20 protein-coding genes and 1 pseudogene are annotated in these 19,424 nt (G+C 39.8%); 15 read left to right on the top strand and 6 right to left on the bottom strand.

Annotated features, from left to right (window positions below; translation table 11 throughout):
- The first annotated feature begins 28 nt into the window (after positions 1–28).
- Positions 29–772, top strand: coding sequence for a phosphatase (locus FH976_RS02955; protein WP_194089429.1), 744 nt, complete (start codon positions 29–31; stop codon positions 770–772).
- 66 nt (positions 773–838) lie between these two features.
- On the opposite strand, the gene FH976_RS02950 is transcribed toward FH976_RS02955, so the two are convergent.
- Positions 839–1,750 carry a LysR family transcriptional regulator gene (locus FH976_RS02950; RefSeq protein WP_194089428.1) on the bottom strand — a complete coding sequence of 304 codons (912 nt, stop codon included), beginning with the start codon at positions 1,748–1,750 and terminating at the stop codon, positions 839–841.
- A gap of 184 nt (positions 1,751–1,934) precedes the next feature.
- Here FH976_RS02950 and FH976_RS02945 point away from each other — a divergent pair, with 184 nt between their 5' ends.
- The 9 genes from FH976_RS02945 (at position 1,935) to FH976_RS02905 (ending at position 11,496) form a co-directional block, all read left to right on the top strand.
- Positions 1,935–3,128: a glycine C-acetyltransferase gene (locus FH976_RS02945; protein WP_194089427.1), complete on the top strand. Its 1,194-nt coding sequence runs from the start codon at positions 1,935–1,937 to the stop codon at positions 3,126–3,128.
- 33 nt (positions 3,129–3,161) lie between these two features.
- The gene (gene tdh, locus FH976_RS02940; protein WP_194687985.1) at positions 3,162–4,199 is read left to right on the top strand and encodes an L-threonine 3-dehydrogenase; all 1,038 of its coding nucleotides are present in this window, start codon (positions 3,162–3,164) and stop codon (positions 4,197–4,199) included.
- Positions 4,200–5,417: 1,218 nt separating this feature from the next.
- The gene (locus tag FH976_RS02935) at positions 5,418–5,750 is read left to right on the top strand and encodes a hypothetical protein (RefSeq protein WP_194089426.1); all 333 of its coding nucleotides are present in this window, start codon (positions 5,418–5,420) and stop codon (positions 5,748–5,750) included.
- On the top strand, positions 5,740–6,414 hold the full coding sequence (locus tag FH976_RS02930) for a hypothetical protein (protein WP_194089425.1): 675 nt from the start codon (positions 5,740–5,742) through the stop codon (positions 6,412–6,414). The genes FH976_RS02935 and FH976_RS02930 overlap by 11 nt, the downstream gene beginning before the upstream one ends.
- A gap of 500 nt (positions 6,415–6,914) precedes the next feature.
- Positions 6,915–7,055, top strand: coding sequence for a hypothetical protein (locus FH976_RS02925; protein WP_194089424.1), 141 nt, complete (start codon positions 6,915–6,917; stop codon positions 7,053–7,055).
- A gap of 766 nt (positions 7,056–7,821) precedes the next feature.
- On the top strand, positions 7,822–8,415 hold the full coding sequence (locus tag FH976_RS02920) for a tyrosine-type recombinase/integrase (RefSeq protein WP_194089423.1): 594 nt from the start codon (positions 7,822–7,824) through the stop codon (positions 8,413–8,415).
- Positions 8,416–8,511: 96 nt separating this feature from the next.
- The gene (locus FH976_RS02915; RefSeq protein ID WP_194089422.1) at positions 8,512–10,050 is read left to right on the top strand and encodes a Fic family protein; all 1,539 of its coding nucleotides are present in this window, start codon (positions 8,512–8,514) and stop codon (positions 10,048–10,050) included.
- Positions 10,051–10,602: 552 nt separating this feature from the next.
- On the top strand, positions 10,603–10,797 hold the full coding sequence (locus tag FH976_RS02910; RefSeq protein ID WP_194089421.1) for a hypothetical protein: 195 nt from the start codon (positions 10,603–10,605) through the stop codon (positions 10,795–10,797).
- A 105-nt stretch (positions 10,798–10,902) separates the two neighbouring features.
- Entirely contained in the window at positions 10,903–11,496 is a 594-nt protein-coding gene (locus FH976_RS02905; RefSeq protein ID WP_194089420.1) for an AAA family ATPase, read from the top strand.
- Here the strand turns inward: FH976_RS02905 and FH976_RS16135 are convergent.
- From FH976_RS16135 to FH976_RS02885, 4 genes and pseudogenes are all read right to left on the bottom strand, one after another.
- Positions 11,479–11,646: pseudogene (locus FH976_RS16135) on the bottom strand (IS3 family transposase); the annotation flags it as partial. The gene FH976_RS02905 and the pseudogene FH976_RS16135 overlap by 18 nt on opposite strands.
- The gene (locus tag FH976_RS16130) at positions 11,640–11,873 is read right to left on the bottom strand and encodes a DDE-type integrase/transposase/recombinase (RefSeq protein WP_194089532.1); all 234 of its coding nucleotides are present in this window, start codon (positions 11,871–11,873) and stop codon (positions 11,640–11,642) included. The gene FH976_RS16130 and the pseudogene FH976_RS16135, both read right to left, overlap by 7 nt.
- Before the next feature lie 239 nt (positions 11,874–12,112).
- Positions 12,113–12,862: a DeoR/GlpR family DNA-binding transcription regulator gene (locus FH976_RS02890; protein ID WP_194089419.1), complete on the bottom strand. Its 750-nt coding sequence runs from the start codon at positions 12,860–12,862 to the stop codon at positions 12,113–12,115.
- A 26-nt stretch (positions 12,863–12,888) separates the two neighbouring features.
- Positions 12,889–13,608, bottom strand: coding sequence for a glycerophosphodiester phosphodiesterase family protein (locus FH976_RS02885; protein ID WP_194089418.1), 720 nt, complete (start codon positions 13,606–13,608; stop codon positions 12,889–12,891).
- 181 nt (positions 13,609–13,789) lie between these two features.
- Between FH976_RS02885 and ugpB the strand changes: the two genes are divergently transcribed.
- From ugpB to FH976_RS02860, 5 genes are all read left to right on the top strand, one after another.
- Positions 13,790–15,097 carry a sn-glycerol-3-phosphate ABC transporter substrate-binding protein UgpB gene (gene ugpB, locus FH976_RS02880; RefSeq protein ID WP_194089417.1) on the top strand — a complete coding sequence of 436 codons (1,308 nt, stop codon included), beginning with the start codon at positions 13,790–13,792 and terminating at the stop codon, positions 15,095–15,097.
- A gap of 138 nt (positions 15,098–15,235) precedes the next feature.
- On the top strand, positions 15,236–16,114 hold the full coding sequence (gene ugpA / locus FH976_RS02875) for a sn-glycerol-3-phosphate ABC transporter permease UgpA (protein ID WP_194089416.1): 879 nt from the start codon (positions 15,236–15,238) through the stop codon (positions 16,112–16,114).
- Positions 16,114–16,953, top strand: coding sequence for a sn-glycerol-3-phosphate ABC transporter permease UgpE (ugpE, locus tag FH976_RS02870; RefSeq protein WP_194089415.1), 840 nt, complete (start codon positions 16,114–16,116; stop codon positions 16,951–16,953). The genes ugpA and ugpE overlap by 1 nt, the downstream gene beginning before the upstream one ends.
- Positions 16,954–18,060 carry a sn-glycerol-3-phosphate import ATP-binding protein UgpC gene (locus FH976_RS02865; protein WP_194089414.1) on the top strand — a complete coding sequence of 369 codons (1,107 nt, stop codon included), beginning with the start codon at positions 16,954–16,956 and terminating at the stop codon, positions 18,058–18,060.
- A gap of 1 nt (position 18,061) precedes the next feature.
- Positions 18,062–18,871, top strand: a complete 810-nt coding sequence (locus FH976_RS02860) for an HAD-IIB family hydrolase (protein ID WP_194089413.1) — start codon at positions 18,062–18,064, stop codon at positions 18,869–18,871.
- 104 nt (positions 18,872–18,975) lie between these two features.
- Here FH976_RS02860 and FH976_RS02855 read toward each other — a convergent pair whose 3' ends face one another.
- Positions 18,976–19,368 carry a LysR substrate-binding domain-containing protein gene (locus tag FH976_RS02855; RefSeq protein ID WP_324187404.1) on the bottom strand — a complete coding sequence of 131 codons (393 nt, stop codon included), beginning with the start codon at positions 19,366–19,368 and terminating at the stop codon, positions 18,976–18,978.
- Positions 19,369–19,424: the final 56 nt, after the last annotated feature.

Genomic DNA, 19,424 nt, shown 5'->3' with positions numbered 1-19,424 from the left:
TAACATTAAAAAATGAAAGGTGATTGATATGCAAATTAAAGTGGATACCCATACTCATACTTATGCTAGCGGGCATGCTTACAGCACTCTCATTGAAAATGTAAAAGTGGCAAAGGAGCGTGGTTTAGCGATGTTTTGCACCACCGATCATTCTTCTGCAATGCCGGGTTCACCGCATTATTGGTTTTTTAATAATCAGCGTGTGTTACCGCGTTTTATTGATGGTATTGCGATTATTCGAGGCGTTGAAACCAACATTATGAATACAGAAGGTGAGGTGGATTTACACCCAAGCTCGTATGAGCACCTTGATTGGATCATTGCCAGTTTTCATGAAGCCGTATTTCGCTCACTGGATAAAGAATCCCACACTCAAGCGCTACTTAATGTTATTAAAAGCGGCAAAATCGACGCCTTAGGTCATCTCGGTAACCCGAACTATGATTTTGATTTTGAAAAGGTGGCTCAGTGCGCTAAAGAATATAATGTTGCCATTGAACTCAATAATTCATCTCTAAAAGGCGGCAGTCGAGCCGGAAGCGAACAACGTTGCGCTGAGATTGCGCGAGTCGTGAAAAAAATTGGTGGGTTCATTACCACTGGCTCTGATGCTCATTTTTGCATGGATATTGGTAATTTTGAAAAAGTGTCGCCTTTGCTCGATGAGGTGGATATGCCAAGTCATAAAGTGATCACTCATACACCTCGTCAGTTTCTAGATTTCTTAGCGCTTCGTGGTCATGATCCAATTGCAGAGTTTTGTACGTTATAGATGATCGAGAGTTTATAGGTGATTAAAAATCTATAGAGATCGAGCGCAACAACGTCATTTTTATCCTTAAATAGGAAGATGTTGTATTGCATAATCAATGAATACTCGCAAACGCGCCGGCATGTATTTGCTTGGTGCGTATTGCATCGCGATGACTCCGTGATAGTTTCCTTTAATCGTCCAATCTTGTAAAACTTCAATGACTTCCCCATTTTTAACCGCTTCTTTGATAACGAAGTCGGGAAAAATACCAATGCCTAATCCATCTTTGACGCCATTTAAGCGCATTTGAGAATGGTTTACGGCGTAACGCCCTGACACTGGGATCGTATGGGTTTCATTTTCACGAAAAAAATTCCAAATATGATCGGTTTTGGTTTCGCCAAGATAGAGACAATCATGATGCATCAAATCTGTCGGGTGAGTGGGTAATCCTTTTAACGCAAGGTATTCAGGGCTGGCGCATAATGACAAATTCACTTTGCCTAATTCGCGTGAAATTAAATTTTCATAAGGCGCATCGGTTAAGCGAAACATAATATCAATGCCTTGTTCAAGCATACTAATATCCCCATCGGAAACTTTAAGTTTGAGTTCTATATTGGGATAGCGTTGTAGAAATGGCGTAACGATAGGTTGTAACACAATGCTTAAAAAGGCCTTGGGCGCGGCAACAGTAATCGTGCCCACCGGTTCAGAGTGCTCTGCATTTGAAATATCAACCGCTTGTTGGGCGGCATTGACCATCGCGACAGATTGCTGATAAATTTTTTGCCCGGATTGGGTGATTTGTAAGGTGCGAGTTGTTCGCTCAAATAATTTAACTGATAACGATGCCTCTAACCGAGTAATGAGTTTACTTAACGCCGAAGGGGTAACGCCTAATTCTTTGGCGGCGGCAGTAAAGCTACCTTTATTGACGACCAAAATGAACGTCGCTAGGTCAGGAAGAAGGGAAATAAGTTGAGAATTGAGCATGGTGATTTTCCTATTCGTTATCGCTGCATGAAGCCGTAAATTCGATTAGTGAATTTGAATCACTAATGTTTTTCCATGTGGAGGGATAATAGTCTTTATTCACATGAACTAGAATAAGTTTATCGCCAAATTATATTGGCACACTTACTTTTCTTGTAATGTTGAATTTATAAAAGGAAATTCCATGTCTTCTGCATTCTACGATCAAATTAACCAACAGATAGAAGAAGTTAAATCTGAAGGACTATATAAATCTGAACGTATCATTACTTCTGCTCAAGCGGCCGCAGTATCCATCTCAACAGGCGAAGAAGTTCTGAATTTTTGTGCTAACAACTATCTTGGCTTAGCCAATCACCCTGCACTTATTGAAGCGGCGAAACAGGGGATGGACGAGCATGGTTTTGGTATGGCGTCGGTTCGTTTTATTTGTGGTACACAAGATTCACATAAAGAGTTAGAGCGTAAACTTTCTGAGTTTTTAGGCATGGAAGATACCATTCTTTATACGTCATGTTTTGATGCCAATACGGGTTTATTTGAAACCATTCTTGGCGCAGAAGATGCGATTATTTCTGATGCATTAAACCACGCTTCAATCATTGATGGTGTGCGCTTATGTAAAGCAAAACGTTTCCGTTACAGCAACAACAATATGGCTGAACTTGAAGAGCAGTTGATTGCCGCTAATGAAGCCGGTGCTCGTCATAAACTCATCGTGACTGATGGCGTATTCTCAATGGATGGCGTAGTCGCAAACTTAACTGCCATCTGTGATTTAGCGGATAAATATAACGCGCTTGTGATGGTTGATGATTCTCATGCGGTAGGTTTCATGGGTGAAAATGGCCGTGGCACACACGAATACAATAACGTAATGGGCCGTATCGACTTGATCACTGGCACATTAGGTAAAGCAATGGGCGGTGCTTCAGGTGGCTACACTGCGGGTAAAAAAGAAGTGATCGACTGGTTACGTCAGCGTTCTCGTCCTTACTTGTTCTCAAATTCAGTGGCTCCAGCAATCGTTTCTGCGTCTATTCGAGTGATTGATTTACTGGCTGAAAGCGGTGATTTACGCGCAAAACTTTGGGATAACGCGACGCATTTCCGCACTCGTATGACACAAGCTGGATTTACGATGGCTGGCGCTGATCACGCGATCATTCCTATTATGTTGGGTGATGCAAAAGTGGCTGCTGAGTTTGCTGAGCGGGCGCTTGAAAAAGGAATTTACGTTGTCGGTTTCTCATTCCCTGTTGTACCAAAAGGTCAGGCTCGTATTCGTACTCAAATGTCAGCAGCTCATAGTCGTGAGCAATTGGATCGCGCGATTGATGCATTTATCGCTGTTGGTAAAGAAATGGAGATCATCTAAATGACTATTCAATCTGTTGGTGACATTAAGAATATGGGTAAAATTAAAGCGTTATCAAAACTAAAGCCAGAAGAAGGCATTTGGATGAATGAAGTCGATATGCCTGAAATGGGGCATAACGACATCCTAATTAAGATTCGTAAAACCGCAATCTGTGGTACTGATGTGCATATCTACAATTGGGATGAATGGTCACAAAATACCATTCCGTACCCAATGGTTGTGGGTCATGAATACGTCGGCGAAGTGGTCGGTATTGGCCAAGAAGTGAAAGGCTTTACCATTGGCGATCGCGTTTCTGGTGAGGGTCATATCACTTGTGGGCATTGCCGAAACTGTCGTGGTGGTCGCACGCATTTATGTCGTAATACTACTGGCGTTGGTGTAAACCGCACAGGTGCATTCTCTGAATACTTGGTGATCCCTGCGTTTAATGCATTCAAAATTCCTGATGGGATCTCTGACGACTTAGCATCAATATTTGACCCATTTGGTAATGCGGTTCACACGGCATTATCGTTTGACCTTGTTGGTGAAGATGTTTTAATCACAGGCGCTGGCCCAATTGGTATTATGGCCGCAGCCGTGGCTAAACACGTTGGTGCACGCCACGTTGTCATTACCGATGTGAATGAATACCGCTTAGATCTTGCACGTAAAATGGGCGTAACTCGCGCGGTTAACGTAGCAAATGAAAAGCTTGAAGATGTAATGAGCGAACTCGGCATGACAGAAGGTTTTGATGTCGGTCTTGAGATGTCTGGCGTACCTTCTGCATTTAACGCAATGTTAGAAGGTATGAACCACGGCGGTCGAGTTGCACTACTCGGTATTCCGCCATCCGACATGGCAATTGATTGGACCAAAGTGATTTTCAAAGGCTTAGTGATTAAAGGCATTTACGGTCGTGAAATGTTCGAAACTTGGTATAAAATGGCAAGCCTCATTCAATCAGGCTTAGATCTTACCCCAATTATCACGCATCATTTCAGCGTTGATGATTTCCAAGAGGGCTTCGACACTATGCGTGGCGGGCTTTCAGGGAAAGTTATCTTAGATTGGACTAAGTAATTAGTCATTGAAGAAGCGCACTTTCGGGTGCGCTTTTTTGTGTCATACATTAATGAATAAAGACTACGAATATGGAGGGAATTAGGTTATTTCGCTCCCTCTTATGCCCCATTGATGCCCAAAATCATTCAAATATATCTTTTAATGTATGGGCTTTACTGAAAATAATTCATTAAAACTTGGTAAGTTTTTCTGGATATGTGAATTAATATATTGGCGTATAACATGGGCTGTGAGTCAAATCCTAGACTACTGTCTGTTGGGGGTTTTTAACAGGAGCTTTGATCCTAGAATATTGAGATAAATGCTGAACATTTATTATGGCTAGCTCGTTATTGCCCCAAAAACGAGTTGCAATCGATTTTTAGGAAATTCAACAAAACATTATTTGGCTTAATTAAAGTAATGTCACTATAGTCGAAACATAGTCAAATAATTCCGCCAACAAAATAGCCAATTTCAGTTAGCCTCTACAGTGTGTTCTTGCCTGAAAACGGTCAAAACCTTCTGAAAGTAAAAGAAAAGCCGTTACATTTATCGGATGAGCTTGTTAAACTGGTGGAATATTAAATTTACTTCTTTTTCTCTGAATCATGGATAGATCAAACGTAGAACAGCAACAGCAAGTAGGAATCAATGAGCCTGAAAAATCGGTGGGCTCTCTCCATCTGCTATTTGAATTGGATTGGGCAATAGGGAGAGTAGTGGCAACACTACTCAACATATGTTTGTTCATAACTCTAGTGGGAATGGCTCTGACATCCTTATGGTTGGAGCTTATCAATATTTTCGAACACCAAGAGGGCCTGTCCGACATATCAAATATCGAGGCTGTGTTCGCCGTCTTAGCTCTAGTTCTTTTAAGGCGATATATCTTCTACACACGTCAAACTAGTGAGCGTTGGTGGAATATTCTATCCATACCTTTAATCTGGTATGGCAGATTTGTTCTATTCGTCTGGTTGGGCGCCAGTATCGTAGCTTTCTCTGATTTGCTAGAGGGGACTGAATATCTAAACTGGGCAATGCTTCATGGTGAGAACTATGGCCAGATGTTTGCGTTTGCTTGTATTCTTTTAAGCCTATACATAGCAGTACCCAGCAAGAAGAAAAGGACAAAGGTTATTGATTCTCAAGCTCTAAATGGAGATGACAGTAGTGACAAGAGCAATGCTACTTCGCAGGAGCAATCCCCAAAAACAACATTGGATATCTAGAATGCTACGTAAAAATATCTTTATTATTGCTCTTGGTCTTTTGCTAGTGCCAGTAATCACTTCAGCTAAATCTCTTTCATTGACAGATAGTTGTGCTGAGTTAATTAACATATACGTATCCAAAAATGAAAAGCATCTGTTAGCTGCCCAAACTACTTCGTTATCCGAAAGCTTAAGGGCTGGTTACTGTTTAGGTGTCATAGAGCAGTACGCAGAAAGTGAATATTCCTGTCGATCTGATTGGTTTAAGCGAGCGGAATTTATTGCGAAATACGCTCTTGAGGAAATTCCACCATCTGAAACAACCTTGTTAAGGTTGTCTTGTGAAATATGATGGATTGTCACCTCCTGACGCGATAAGAACGTTGTTTTCTGTTGAACTGTCTGAGCACAAATCATTTAAAGATCTTGTTTACCCGCTGGTACGAAGTAAAAGTTTTCTTATCGTCAACAAAGAGCCGATGGGGATTGGTTCAGATAAAAACCATTTGCTCATATCACGCGAAAGCCTAAATAAGTTTCACAATGCAGTGTTGCTGCAAGGTTTTTTTGCCGATAGCAAACGTGTTAAGGCTATCTTTACCGGTAGTGGTAAGCGGATGGAAGCTGCCGAATTTTTAAACGTTATTTTAGCAGGTCGACAATCCATTATTGGTGTAAGTATCCAATCTGAAGCGCTGGAGCAGTTTATTAACATAATGAAATCGAGTGTTTCGTTGTCAGAAAATCGTCTCCCAAATCCATTCTATGAACTTCCACAATTATCGATTGGTAATATCACCAGTGTTATGCAAGCTCTGCTAGCTCAAAGTGCTGTATTGAGTGATGGTGAAACCATGATGCTATTTTACTTAAATGGCGATCTTGAAAAGGCTTATGAAGCAGCATCTTCACTGCAAACTGAACATCCTGTTCTATCCAAGTATCAGTCACTAATAACCCAGCAATACCTCGAAGCGAGCGAGTTCGATAATTTATTGGACGATTTATTTAATTAGCTGTTGCGAGTGCAGTGCACTCAATCATTCTGTTCTTAGTTCATCAAGGAGAGCAAGAATGACATCGACAAAACAACTTATTGATACATTCCAATCTTATATTCCACAGTGCCAGATTAAGCGTGCTTTCGAAATTGAAAGGTCACTTAAATCGGGGGTTTCTTATCTTAGTCTAGGAGGGACGAAGATTCGCAGGTCCCCGATCTTTATTAGGTTCAGATTAGGAAGAAGGCTTCGATTTGTTTGGCAGGATAACTCTGATGGACTGCACCCTAAAGCGATAACAACCAGGCAAGGATTTGAGCGAACTATCAAGCAAATTCATAAGTCTAGTTTTAATTAAGGAAATCAGAATATGGTTAAAAAAATAACACCTGCTGACAATGCGTCAAATACCTCAAACGCAAATAAAGGCACTAAGGGAACCAACCGTCAGTACGATCAGAATCAGGGTAATCGTGGTAAGCAGATAAACCCTAATCAGCAAGGGAATAAATAATATGACAGATACAAGTGAAATGTCTCAAGATGAGCTTGATATCTGGTCAGATATCAATAATCCAAATAACGATGCCGATATGGATGATTGGGCGGATGCTCATAATCCAAATAATGATGATTACTTGGACGATGATGAATAACTAGAAAGCGGCCATAGTCAGTTTGACTGTGGACGGATGTACTTATTTTCATGGAGGAGTGTTCGATATTTGAACCAAGTTATCTTTTGTAAATTTAGCAAAGTCGCTAACACCCTCCTGTTCACGCTCGTCTCAGGTCAATCACTTCTGTCACGAGCATGCCCATTTATTATTTAAAGTCGTTTCTCATAACTTATAGAAACCGTCATCCCTCACATGAGCCTAAGCGAAGAAGATGGGGGATCTTGGTTGGGGGACAACTGAACTTTTTCTGTTTATTTGCATTCACCGCTAATTGATATTTCATCACAAATCCTTCGGCGACCAACCTTTTTTCAACAGCCAAAAAAGGTGGCAAAAAGGCCGCCTCCAACATTTTTCTGTTTCTTTGTTCCATGTGGTTATTTTTCCGAACGGCTTCAACGGCACATCTATGTGCGGAAGAAGTCTAAGCCAGCATCCATGCTGGCATTCGGAAATAACCGCATTCCACAAAGGAAAAATGAGTCGGGAGAGGTGGCACTGTAAATAGCTTGGCTAGGTTTTGCCCCCAAAGCCATTTAGTGAATAAACCTATAAACATATCGGTGGATCACTTTTTCCATATATTTTCTCATGTGAAAGGTTGCCATCTCTGTATCAGTGAAACGAAATCTAAATTGTCTTTTTACTGGGAAATCCAGATATGCATTTATTCTAATAATTAAATTTTTTTCACCGACTAAACTTAGTAAGGGCAATCTTGTTGTTACTAAGGAGGTGCGTTATGTTGACGCAAACAGGCCACTCAACAGGACAGAAAAAACCATTCAAACTGGAAGATATCTGGAGAATTAGGACAAGATTAGAAATTGAAAAAAATATTAAAGAGCTCGCTTTGTTAAATCTAGCGATAGATTGTAAGTTACGCTCTTGTGATTTACTTAGAATGAAAGTGAGAGATATTAGCAGTGGTGGCGTTATCCATACACGCGTCATTTACAGGCAGAGTAAAACTGACCGCGATGTTCAATTTGAAATTACCTCTCGAACCGCTCAATCATTGTCTCACTGGATAAATCAAAGGCTACTTACTCTAAGTGATTATCTGTTTCCTAGTCCTAGGAAAAGTGGTTATCCGATGAGCTACAGCTATTACGCTAATATTATTCGGCGATGGGCAAGAGAATTAGGGTATGACGAATACCGTTATGGAACTCATTCTATGAGAAGAACCAAGGCTACGTTAATCTATGCTAAGACCAAAAATATACGAGCAGTACAGTTACTACTTGGCCACGTTAAGTTAGATAATACCATTCGATATTTAGGTGTAGAAATAGAGGATGCTTTAAATATTTCAGAGGATACTGATTCATAAAAATAACTTGTATAAATATGTAAAAACAAGTAATTTAATTACGTAAAAACAAGTTTTTATATATCGAATGAAACTATTTATAAGAAGTGGTCAGGCATGGCAAAGACTGGTAATGAAAAATTAGTGGATGCACTTAGAGAAGCGGCGACGATAAGATCTGGAAATATCGTCAATAGCCGGAACCTTAAACCAACATCGCGAACGCTTTTGGTCAGCGAGGGTTATCTTAAACCAATTATTCGTGGATGGTACCTCTTCGATGCAGATGTCTCTGTGGTGAAAACAGGAGAATTCGCTCTATGGTATCAATCAATTTGGCAGTTCATTGGACAATATTTACATGAGTCATACGATGATGACTACTGGCTAAACCCCGAGGCTTCTATAGATATCCACACTGCAAATAACTCTTTGCCAAGACAATTGGTTGTATTTACTAGTCAAGGAAAGACAAGAAACATTCTTTTACCGAATGGCATGAGTTTGATGGTAATTAAAACCTCAGAAAAGCCTACAGAAATAATGGAACTCAATGGCGTGCAGGTTTTAAAGTTAGAGTTTGCACTCGCAGGTCTAGCACCAAGTATATATCGTTCAAATCCGCTAGCCGTACAAATTGCACTCGGTCAATCTGATGTTAATGCTGTGGCAAGTAGTTTACTTCTTACTAAGAATGTTCAATCGGCTAATCGCTTGATAGGAGCCTACCTAGAAATGGGGCGTAAAGCTGATTCTCGAAATCTAACAAGTATGATTGATGCGGTTGGTCTAGGTCCGCTTAAAGGTGAGAATCCATTTGAAGTACCAATAGTTAAGCTTGGTAATAAACGCCAAGAATCAGCGGCAGCAGTACGTGTAAAATTACTTTGGCAAAAGCTCCGTGGTGATGTGGAAACAATATTTAGAGATCGTGTTGTTTTTGATTTTTTCCAACGCTCACTTGATGATTTACTTGATTCTGTGGATAAGGTATACGTTTCTGATGCTTATCACTCGCTTTCAATTGAAGGGTATGTTGTTACCGAAGACCTGATAAATCGTGTTGCTAGCGGAAAGTGGGATGTCAAACAAATTGAAACGGACAAGCAACAAAAGGACGCACTGGCTGCAAGAGGCTACTATGAAGCGTTTCAAGCGCTACGTGGGTTGATTAAAGAAGCACATGATGAAGGTGCCACTAATTTGGATCTTACCTATTTGCTTGATGTCAGTATCACGCAGATATATACATCGTTATTTAAGCCCTGTGTTAGTGCTGGCATCATTAAAGATCAAGATTTAGCTGGCTATCGTAAGGGCCCAATCATGATCAGAACATCGAGGCATATGCCGCCACAGAGCGAGCAGCTTATGGACTGTATGGAAACCTTAAAAGATCTCATTGTTAATGAACCTAATTTTGCAGTTAAAGCCGTGCTTGGGCATTTCTTTTTGGGTTACATTCATCCCTTCCCTGATGGAAATGGCAGGACAAGTCGATTTTTGATGAATTTTATGTTTTTGCTAGGTGGTTATAATTGGGTGGTAGTTCCTGTTACTGAACGCACAGCCTACCTTGATGGATTAGAACAAGCATCGATTGATGGTAACGTTGTTCCATTTGCTAAGTTCATACATAAAATAATGCCTATTTAAGCATATTTAAATTAGAGCCCGTAAAGAATAACAGGCTCGGCGCTGTCCACCGTTAAGTCAGTTGTTCATAATTGACTTAACGTTGCCCCAAAACGTGTTTCATTGTTCTTTAGCTATTATTAGATGATCTTATGACTGGCAAAGTTATTTTGTACAAACAATGGCAATGAAGCTCAAAACAAACGAGCATGATTTGACATGGTCTACCTCAATTCAGCATCAATAGTCCATCCCCCAATCCCTGCTTATATACTCAAATATTTCTTTGTAATGCAAACATGGACATAGTCTAGTGAAAGCCTAGGAGGTACACTAGTGCCTACTGTAACACTCTGTTTTATAAACTTTTGGGGGCATTTAATGTCTGTAGGTTCCAAGTGGTATAAATTCGATTTCCATAATCACACTCCTGCTTCAAATGATTATCAAGATCCTGCGCTTTCCGATCGAGATTGGTTGTTTACTTACATGAGGTAGGGAGTAGATGCTGTAGTCATCAGTGACCATAACACTGGCTCACGAATTGACAGCTTAAAAACAGAACTGTCGCAGATGAAAGTCGAAGCTGGTCATGGAGACTTAGACGATTTTAGGCCACTCACACTGTTTCCTGGTGTAGAGTTAACGGCTACAGGGAATGTGCATGTTTTAGCCATCTTTGATGAACTAAGTACAGGCGCCGATATTGAGCGTTTGATTGGACAGTGCAATGGAAATGCTCCTGTTCCTAGAGAGCTTAATCATTAATTGGTACTTCGAAATGGAGTTGCAAGTATAGTTAGCTCAATCAAACAGTATGCCAATGCGGTTTGTGTCCTGGCGCATATTGATGCAGCTAAAGGTGTGTTAAGTGTGACTAACCAAACTGAACTTACAGATGCTTTCGAAGCAAAACCAGGTGGTGTAGAAATTCGTTTTGATCTCTCCGATATCACGGATGGTACCCACAAGCGTTTGATTGAAGGTTTGCCTAAACTGAGAGGCTCTGATGCCCATCACCCAGACAATGCAGGCTTACGCACTTGTTGGTTAAAAATGTCAGAGTTAAACTTTGATGGATTAAAAAGTGCACTACTCGATCATGAGAACTGTGTTCTGCTTGATTCATTACCTCCTTCAGAGCCAAGTTTGCAACTTAGAAAGCTAAAACTAAAAACTAGAATTTGTAGATCTGAAGATGGTCAGCCAGCAGAGTTAGAGTTCAGTCCTTTCTATAATGCGATCATCGGTTCTCGTGGTAGCGGTAAGTCTACGATCATCGAAAGTATTCGTCTTGGAATGCGAAAGGTTAACGAACTTTCTCCAAAGTTAGATGAAACTCTTGAAAGATTTAAGTCTATTGGAAAAGGTATGAGTGAAGACTCTGAAATAGAGTGCACATATCGTAAAGATGGTAGTTGTAAGGGGCAACTAAAATTGGAGACTGTTTTAGGCGGTTTTTTGTAATTTATGCTCATATTGCACTGGCGATATATTTTCCAATCTTAAATGTTTTCTTTTTTGGTTATAGAACGGCTCGATATAATCAATAATGTCACTTATGGCTTGGTGCCGAGTGTCATAACGTCGATAATTAACTCGTTCAGATTTTAAACTTCTAAAAAACGTTCTGTAACCGCATTATCTAAACAATTTCCAGCACGGCTCATACTTCCTTTAATACCATTTTCTTTTAGTGACTCTTGGAAAGAATCACTAGTATATTGGTAACCTTGATCTGAATGAAAAATGACATTACCTTTAATTTTCCGCTTTTGAACCGCAAGACGTAGAACTCTGGCCGTTAGCTCACTATTCGGTTTATCAGAAAAAGCCCAGCTAATGACTCACCGAGAGCATCAGCCTAAGATAACGGCTAGATATAGCCAGCCTTGCCCACTCCGAATATAAGTAATATCTCCTGACCAATAACGATTGAGTTTTTTCGGGTTAAATTGCCAATTCAATTTATTAGGTGGAATGACAGAAGCCCGTTTTCCAGCAGGATAGCGATGAGCTTTAGTTTCATATATGACCTAAGTTCATTCTTTTTGTTTTATATATGCTCTTTTTAATATTGGCATTATTCTTTAAACACTCGGTCGAAGTTTTGTAGCATTTCTACCTTGGTATTGGCAACAATGTTCCATTTTTGAGCATGGGCGACTAACCAGGTTTGTTTACTATTATTTATAATTGCCCGACTGGCATGTGCTTCTTGAGGCTCGTGCTCTAAACACCACCCTTGCGTTAGATTTTCGGGAGGGGAGCTTGATAATGATTGAGGTGCTTTTAATGATCCTATTCCCGCACAGCTTAGTATGCCAATGTCGGCAGAAAACTGATTAAAAAACTCATTTGAACATTGCCCTAAAATATCCCGGTCATTCGTTCTTAATCTCCCTCCAGTTATCCATGTTTCAAGGTGCTTATGTTGAGATAAAATAGCAGCGGCTTCAAAGTTATTCGTGATGATCCGTAACTCTTTATGATGTTTTAAATGTTCAGCGATCACTGACATAGTGGTACCTATACCAAGGAAAATTGTCGCGCCATTGGGTATATCATTGACTACACGGGAGGCCAATTTTTGCTTGGCTTCTGCATAAGAAACCTGTCGATTGAGAAAGCTAGAATTTTCTAATGAAACAGGAAGCCCGACACCACCATGATGTCGTCGGGCTACTCCTAAGTCGCATAATTCCTTTATATCTCGACGTACGGTTTGTGTGGTGATCGAAAACTGACGAGAAAGTTTTTCGATAGAGCAGTAATTTTGTTGTTTCAATAATGACACGATTTGATGTTGTCGTTCCGTTAACTTTACATCCATAACTGCAGACTCTCATTTGAAGGTGTTTATTTTTGAATGTTGAGATCATGTGGGCAGTCAGTGATGATATTGTCTATTCCGCCTGCGATCATGGGCTGTGCAAGTTCACTGAAATTAACGGTGTAACAAAATACACGGTAGTTTTCGTGATGTAGAAATTCGATGTTTTGTTTGTCTATAAAACGATAATCACAATGTACGCTATAAGCATCAATCTGATTAAGCACACTTAAAGCATCTTTAGGTAGGTCACGCCAAAGTTGTCCACGTCGGATGGTAGGCAAGCGTTGCTTCATTTCAAGTAAGGCTAATGTACTGAAGCTTGAAAACAGCAATAAGTCTTGATCAATTTGATTTACTTCAATCAAGGTTGCAACTTGTGCGCATAAAAGCGCCGCATCAGCGTCATTTTCAACTTTTAATTCAATATTAAGTGATGTGTTATTCGCTTTAACTAAGTTTAAGACTTGCTCTAAAGTTGGAATCGTTTCGTTTTCAAATTGATCACCAAACCAAATTCCTGCATCTAACTTTTTAAGTTCATTTGAACTTAAGTTTTTGACCTTACCTCTACCGTTAGTGCAACGATTGACGGTAAAGTCATGAATCACTATTGGAGTATGGTCACTTGAAAGCTGTACGTCTAATTCGATCCAAGGAACCTTAAAATCAACGGCTAATTGGAAGGCCGCAATGGTATTTTCTGGTGCAAGTCTAGATACGCCACGATGTGCTGTAAGCTGCATATATTGTCCCTTTTAATTATGTGATTTGTTCATATTCTCAAATGACTATGACAGTCTTGTGTCATCAAATGAAAATAGAAAGTGGATTGTAAGGTTCATTTGAACGAAATATTTTTGTCATAACTCTCACTTAATGTTCATACGAGTTGTTTAACTATCCATACAAGTGAGGGATGCATAGATGAAGAAGTTATCTTTAGCGGGGCTGATTACCGCGTCGTTATTACTAAGTGGGCAAGCTCTAGCAAAAACTGAAATTGAGTGGTGGCACGCTATGGGCGGGGCGAATAATACTAAGATTGATGAAATTGCGGCAAAGTTTAATGCTAAGCAAGATGAGTATGAAATTAAGCCGGTGTTTAAAGGTTCTTATTCAGAAACGATGACTGGGGCTATAGCTGCATTTCGTTCCAATCAACAACCTGCCATTGTTCAAGTATTTGAAGTCGGTACGGCGACCATGATGGGGGCGAAGAAAGCGATTTATCCTGTTTATCAATTGATGGACGATACGAAACAAAAATTTAATTCCTCAGATTATCTCTCTAGTGTCACGGCATATTATACCGATGAGCAAGGGCGTATGATTTCAATGCCATTTAATAGCTCAACGCCTGTTCTGTATTACAACAAAGCCTTATTTAAAAAAGCGGGTGTGACTGAGCCACCAAAAACTTGGGATGAGATGGAAGTGGTCTCTAAGAAGTTATTAGCGTCAGGATTAAAATGTGGCTTTACAACGACTTGGCAATCTTGGACGCAAATCGAAAACTTTGGTGCCAGAAATAATATTCCAATGGCAACGAAAAATAATGGCTTTGGTGGTTTTGATACTGAATTTACATTTAATACTGCACCTTTTGTAAAACATATCGAACGCATGGCCAAATGGTCTAAAGAAGGCATATTCAAATACGGTGGCCGCCAATCCGATAGTTTACCTTTATTTTATAATCAAGAATGTGCCATGACGATGGGATCATCAGCCAGCCTTTCTGGTGTTAAAGCCAATATGAAAGGGATTCCTTTTGGTGTATCACAACTTCCTTATGACAGCGACCTAGTTAAACAACCACTCAATAGTATTATTGGTGGTGGTTCTTTATGGGTGCTTAAAGGGCATACAGAGGAAGAATATAAAGGGGTAGCTGAATTCTTTAGTTATCTATCAAGTCCTGAAGTTCAAGCAGATTGGCATCAGTTCACTGGGTATTTACCGATCACTTCTGAAGCGTATGAATTGAGTAAGTCTCAAGGCTACTATGAGAAAAATCCAGGCACGGATACTGCGATCATTCAAATGACAACGGCAACGCCAACAGCGAATTCAAAAGGTATTCGTTTTGGTAATTACCTACAAGGTCGTTCGATCATCAATGAAGAGCTTGAGAAAGTATGGTCTGGTAAGCAAACAGCACAGCAAGCACTTGATAATGCCGTTCGTCGTGGTAACGACCAGTTAAGACGCTTTGAGCGTAGTCAAAAATAGTTATTGATCTAATGTAAGGAAGGTTCGCCTTCCTTATTTTGTTGTAGATTAAGTGCTTACCCGACGGGCTAGTGTTCAAACAATATTGCGAATTTTCCGTGATATTTTCTAGCACTGAAGGGTAACTTAGGAAGGCTTATGTCATCTGTTACATTCAAAAATCGATGGTTGCCAATGGCTTTAATGGCGCCACAACTTATTATCACTTTAGTCTTTTTTATTTGGCCAGCGGGTCAAGCGATCTATCAATCGACCATGCTTGAAGATGCCTTTGGTTTGAGTATGGAGTTTGTGGGCTTAGAGAATTTCACTCGCTTATTTGGTGATACTCTTTATAGCGAATCGTTTTTTACTACCATGCAATTTAGTCTTGCTGTAGCGATTTTAGCTTTGGTGAGCGCTTTGATTCTAGCTGCAATGGCTGAGCATATTGTGCGTGGTGCATTAGCGTATCGAACACTTCTTATTTGGCCTTATGCGGTGGCTCCAGTTGTCGCCGGTTATTTATGGCTGTTTCTATTTGATCCAAGTATTGGCATGGTGGCCGATGGTTTACAATTGCTCGGTTTTGATTGGAATCCAAAACTTCACAGCTCTGATGCTATGTGGATGGTTATCATCACAGCGACCTGGAAGCAGGTTAGCTATAACTTTTTGTTCTTCTTAGCCGCTTTACAGTCGGTGCCTAAATCATTGCACGAAGCCGCTGCTATTGATGGTAGCGGTCCCATTAAGCGCTTTTTTACGATCAGTTTTCCTTTAATTTCACCTACAAGTTTTTTCTTATTAGTTGTGAATTTTTCTTATGCATTTTTCGATACCTTTGCGGTGATCGATGCCATGACCGAAGGCGGACCAGGTCAAAGCACATCAACCTTAGTTTATAAAGTGTATAAAGATGGCTATGTCGGATTAGATCTTGGCTCCTCTGCCGCTCAATCCGTTATTTTAATGGTGTTAGTGGGTGTGCTCACCATCATCCAATTTAAGTTTGTTGAAAAAAAGGTAGCTTACTAATGGTTGAAAAACGCCCGTTATTTAATTTGTTTTGCCATGGGATTTTGATCTTAGGTGTGATTGTCTTAGCACTTCCTGTTTGGCTTGCTTTGGTTGCCACGACACATTCTAACCAAACACTCTCTACTGAGACGTCATTATGGTTTGGTGACCTTGGATTTTCAGTGTTTAAAGAATTATTATTTGAAGACCAAGTGGGGAAAGTCAGTTTAATCGACATGCTCACGAACTCTTTGATCATGGCTTTGGTCATTACCATAGGTAAATTATCCATTTCGATCATTTCAGCTTATGCCGTCGTATTCTTTCGCTTCCCAGGAAGAATGTTGGGCTTTTGGCTGATTTTCTTCACTTTAATGTTGCCAGTTGAAGTGAGGATCATGCCGACTTTTAAGATTGTTGCAGATCTGAATATGTTGAACTCTTATGTCGGTTTAACTATTCCTTTGATTGCAAGTGCCACCGCGACCTTTTTGTTTCGTCAGTTTTTTATGACGATACCAGTAGAGCTTGTTGAAGCCGCTAGGGTTGATGGTGCCGGCCCAGTTAAATTCTTTTTCGATATTCTATTACCTTTATCGAGAACCAATATTGCCGCTTTATTTGTGATTACTTTTATCTATGGTTGGAATCAATATTTATGGCCATTGCTTATTACAACCGACAGCAGTTACACCACTATTGTCGTTGCAATTAAACAAATGGTGACAGTTGCTGATGGGGCAATTGAATGGAATAAAATTATGGCGATTACATTACTCGCAATGTTACCCCCGGTTATTGTCGTTGTTAGTATGCAAAAAGCTTTTGTTAAAGGCCTTGTGGATTCGGAGAAATAAATGTCAACGTTAACGCTTTCTAATATCAAAAAATGTTATCCAAATGGTTTTCAAGCAATTGAGGATATTAACCTGTCTATTAAAGATGGTGAGTTCGTGGTCTTGGTTGGCCCTAGTGGCTGTGGTAAATCTACGTTACTTCGTATGATTGCGGGCCTTGAAGAAATCTCGTCTGGTGAGTTATGTATTGACGATAATGTGGTGAATTTATTGGAGCCGAGTGAAAGAGATATTGCAATGGTGTTCCAAAATTATGCTCTATATCCTCACATGACGGTATATAACAATATGGCTTATGGTCTGAAAAACCTAAAAATGCCAAAAGATCAAATTAAAGAATTAGTAACTAAAACGTCTGAAATGTTAGAGCTATCTCATCTGCTTGATCGTAAACCTAAAGAACTCTCGGGTGGACAAAGACAACGAGTCGCGATGGGGCGTGCGATTGTGCGCCAGCCTAAAGTGTTTTTATTTGATGAGCCATTGTCGAACCTAGATGCCAAGTTGAGAGTTCAAATGCGTCTCGAAATTAAGCGTTTACAAAAGTCGATGAAAACCACGTCAATTTATGTCACACACGATCAAGTAGAAGCGATGACATTAGCGGACAAATTAGTTGTGTTAAATAAAGGTGATATCGAACAAGTGGCAACCCCTTTAGAGATCTACGATCGTCCTGAATCGACTTTCGTGGCTACTTTTATGGGTTCACCTGCGATGAATATTGTTGATGGTGCAATTGAAAGTGGTAATTTAATGTTGGCAGGATGTGAGCGTAAAACCCTGCAAGGTAATAATGTCAATTTTGAACAGATTAAATTTGGTTTACGTCCTGAGCATTTATTTGTTGATGAAGAAACACCTTGGTTTCATGTGCAAGTTGATATTATTGAAGCACTTGGCGCGGATTTATTATTGTATTGTCAAGTTATGGATGCACCTGAGAAATTCTTAGTGATGAGAGTTGATGGCCATGAGCGAGTTCAAATGGGGGATACGTTTGGCGTTAATGTGAAACTGGAAAATTGTCATTTTTTTGATTCAGAAACAGAAAGGCGTATTGAGCCTTTTAATGTTACGTCATTGAATACAAAGTTAGTTGGTTAATATGGAAAATATAAAACCATTAAAAGCGCTGACGAGCCAAGAAATCAATAAGATTAAATATATCTTAACCGATGTTGATGACACGCTGACATTGGATGGAAAGCTGCCTCCTGCAACGTTACAAGCTTTAAGTGATTTACAGCAAGCTGGGATTAAAGTTGTTGCAGTGACAGGAGCCTGTGCTGGTTGGTGTGACCAAATGGTCAAGCTATGGCCTCTTTCTGCTGTCATTGGGGAAAATGGTGCATTTTGGATGAAAAAATCGAATAAGGGGTTTGAAACTTATTATTCGATAGAGCAGCAACAAATGCAGGAACAACAACGTGTACTGTTAGCGCATTTAACCCTCATTGTTGAGCGTTATCCTGATGTATGTTTTGCTCAAGATCAGCCATTTCGTTTTTGTGATGTCGCTATTGATATCGCACAAAATCGCCCAAGACTGGATGAGCATATTATTGATGAGTTATTAACTGAAATTCGTTCATTATCCATTGATGGTCAGCCGGCCAAAGCAACACTAAGTTCTATCCATATTAATGTCTGGTTAGGCGATCACAGTAAAAAAGTGAGTAGTGAACTTTTTTTAAAACATAAAGAGGATTATCAACATACCCAACAAGCTCTATATATTGGCGATTCATTAAATGATGAGTCTATGTTTGAGTGGCTTGAAACCACGGTTGGTGTCGCCAATATTGAGCCTTATTTGGATCAGTTAGAGTATAAGCCAGCGTATATCACACAAAGCGTTGCAGCTGATGGGTTTGTTGAATTTTCACAGCACTTTTTGAAATGTCGAAATGTGTAAATTCTGCCTTGTCATAATACGATTCTTGAGCGGCGCAACATGAATACTGAAGAGTGGCTGAAGCTTTCAGAAAGTTTTGTTTAACGATTAATTTTTGATACGTTTTAAAAGATGATATTGTCTTTTAAGTAATCTATGAGCCTTGAGGCCCTTGTACTGAGGAGTTGTCGTCTGTACCAAATAGCATAAACATCACGATCTTCTCCATGCCAATTAGGTAGAACTCTGATCAATTTTCCTGATTTAAGCTCATCTTTGACTTCTGTTAGAGGGATTAATGTGATTCCAAGGCCATTAATAGAAAACTGCTTAGCAACATTTAGATCATTGATTAAGATACGACGAGAAACAGGTTTGTAATTGATACCCTCTGATAACTGAGAATTGCAATAAAGATCCCATGTAGTAAAAGGTTCAACAACAATAACTTTCATCTTCCCAAGATCTTTTGGTTCTTCAAGTTTATTCACAGATTGTAGATAAGTAGGACTTGCCACGGCTTTGTTGCGTAATTAAAATTTTGATGTCACAACATCTGGATGGTGTTATTTTG

It is taken from the genome of Vibrio hibernica (genome assembly GCF_015223435.1).
In the GTDB taxonomy this organism is placed as follows: domain Bacteria; phylum Pseudomonadota; class Gammaproteobacteria; order Enterobacterales; family Vibrionaceae; genus Vibrio; species Vibrio hibernica.
The sequence above is the reverse complement of the archived record's forward strand: the minus strand, read 5'-3'. Positions and strand labels throughout refer to the sequence as shown.

Coding starts and splice junctions, on each gene's coding strand:
- FH976_RS02955 (WP_194089429.1), top strand. CDS start 29: ATGCAAATTAAAGTGGATACCCATACTCATACTTATGCTAGCGGGCAT.
- FH976_RS02950 (WP_194089428.1), bottom strand. CDS start 1,750: ATGCTCAATTCTCAACTTATTTCCCTTCTTCCTGACCTAGCGACGTTC.
- FH976_RS02945 (WP_194089427.1), top strand. CDS start 1,935: ATGTCTTCTGCATTCTACGATCAAATTAACCAACAGATAGAAGAAGTT.
- tdh (WP_194687985.1), top strand. CDS start 3,162: ATGGGTAAAATTAAAGCGTTATCAAAACTAAAGCCAGAAGAAGGCATT.
- FH976_RS02935 (WP_194089426.1), top strand. CDS start 5,418: ATGCTACGTAAAAATATCTTTATTATTGCTCTTGGTCTTTTGCTAGTG.
- FH976_RS02925 (WP_194089424.1), top strand. CDS start 6,915: ATGACAGATACAAGTGAAATGTCTCAAGATGAGCTTGATATCTGGTCA.
- FH976_RS02920 (WP_194089423.1), top strand. CDS start 7,822: ATGTTGACGCAAACAGGCCACTCAACAGGACAGAAAAAACCATTCAAA.
- FH976_RS02915 (WP_194089422.1), top strand. CDS start 8,512: ATGGCAAAGACTGGTAATGAAAAATTAGTGGATGCACTTAGAGAAGCG.
- FH976_RS02910 (WP_194089421.1), top strand. CDS start 10,603: ATGAAAGTCGAAGCTGGTCATGGAGACTTAGACGATTTTAGGCCACTC.
- FH976_RS02890 (WP_194089419.1), bottom strand. CDS start 12,862: ATGGATGTAAAGTTAACGGAACGACAACATCAAATCGTGTCATTATTG.
- FH976_RS02885 (WP_194089418.1), bottom strand. CDS start 13,608: ATGCAGCTTACAGCACATCGTGGCGTATCTAGACTTGCACCAGAAAAT.
- ugpB (WP_194089417.1), top strand. CDS start 13,790: ATGAAGAAGTTATCTTTAGCGGGGCTGATTACCGCGTCGTTATTACTA.
- ugpA (WP_194089416.1), top strand. CDS start 15,236: ATGTCATCTGTTACATTCAAAAATCGATGGTTGCCAATGGCTTTAATG.
- ugpE (WP_194089415.1), top strand. CDS start 16,114: ATGGTTGAAAAACGCCCGTTATTTAATTTGTTTTGCCATGGGATTTTG.
- FH976_RS02865 (WP_194089414.1), top strand. CDS start 16,954: ATGTCAACGTTAACGCTTTCTAATATCAAAAAATGTTATCCAAATGGT.
- FH976_RS02860 (WP_194089413.1), top strand. CDS start 18,062: ATGGAAAATATAAAACCATTAAAAGCGCTGACGAGCCAAGAAATCAAT.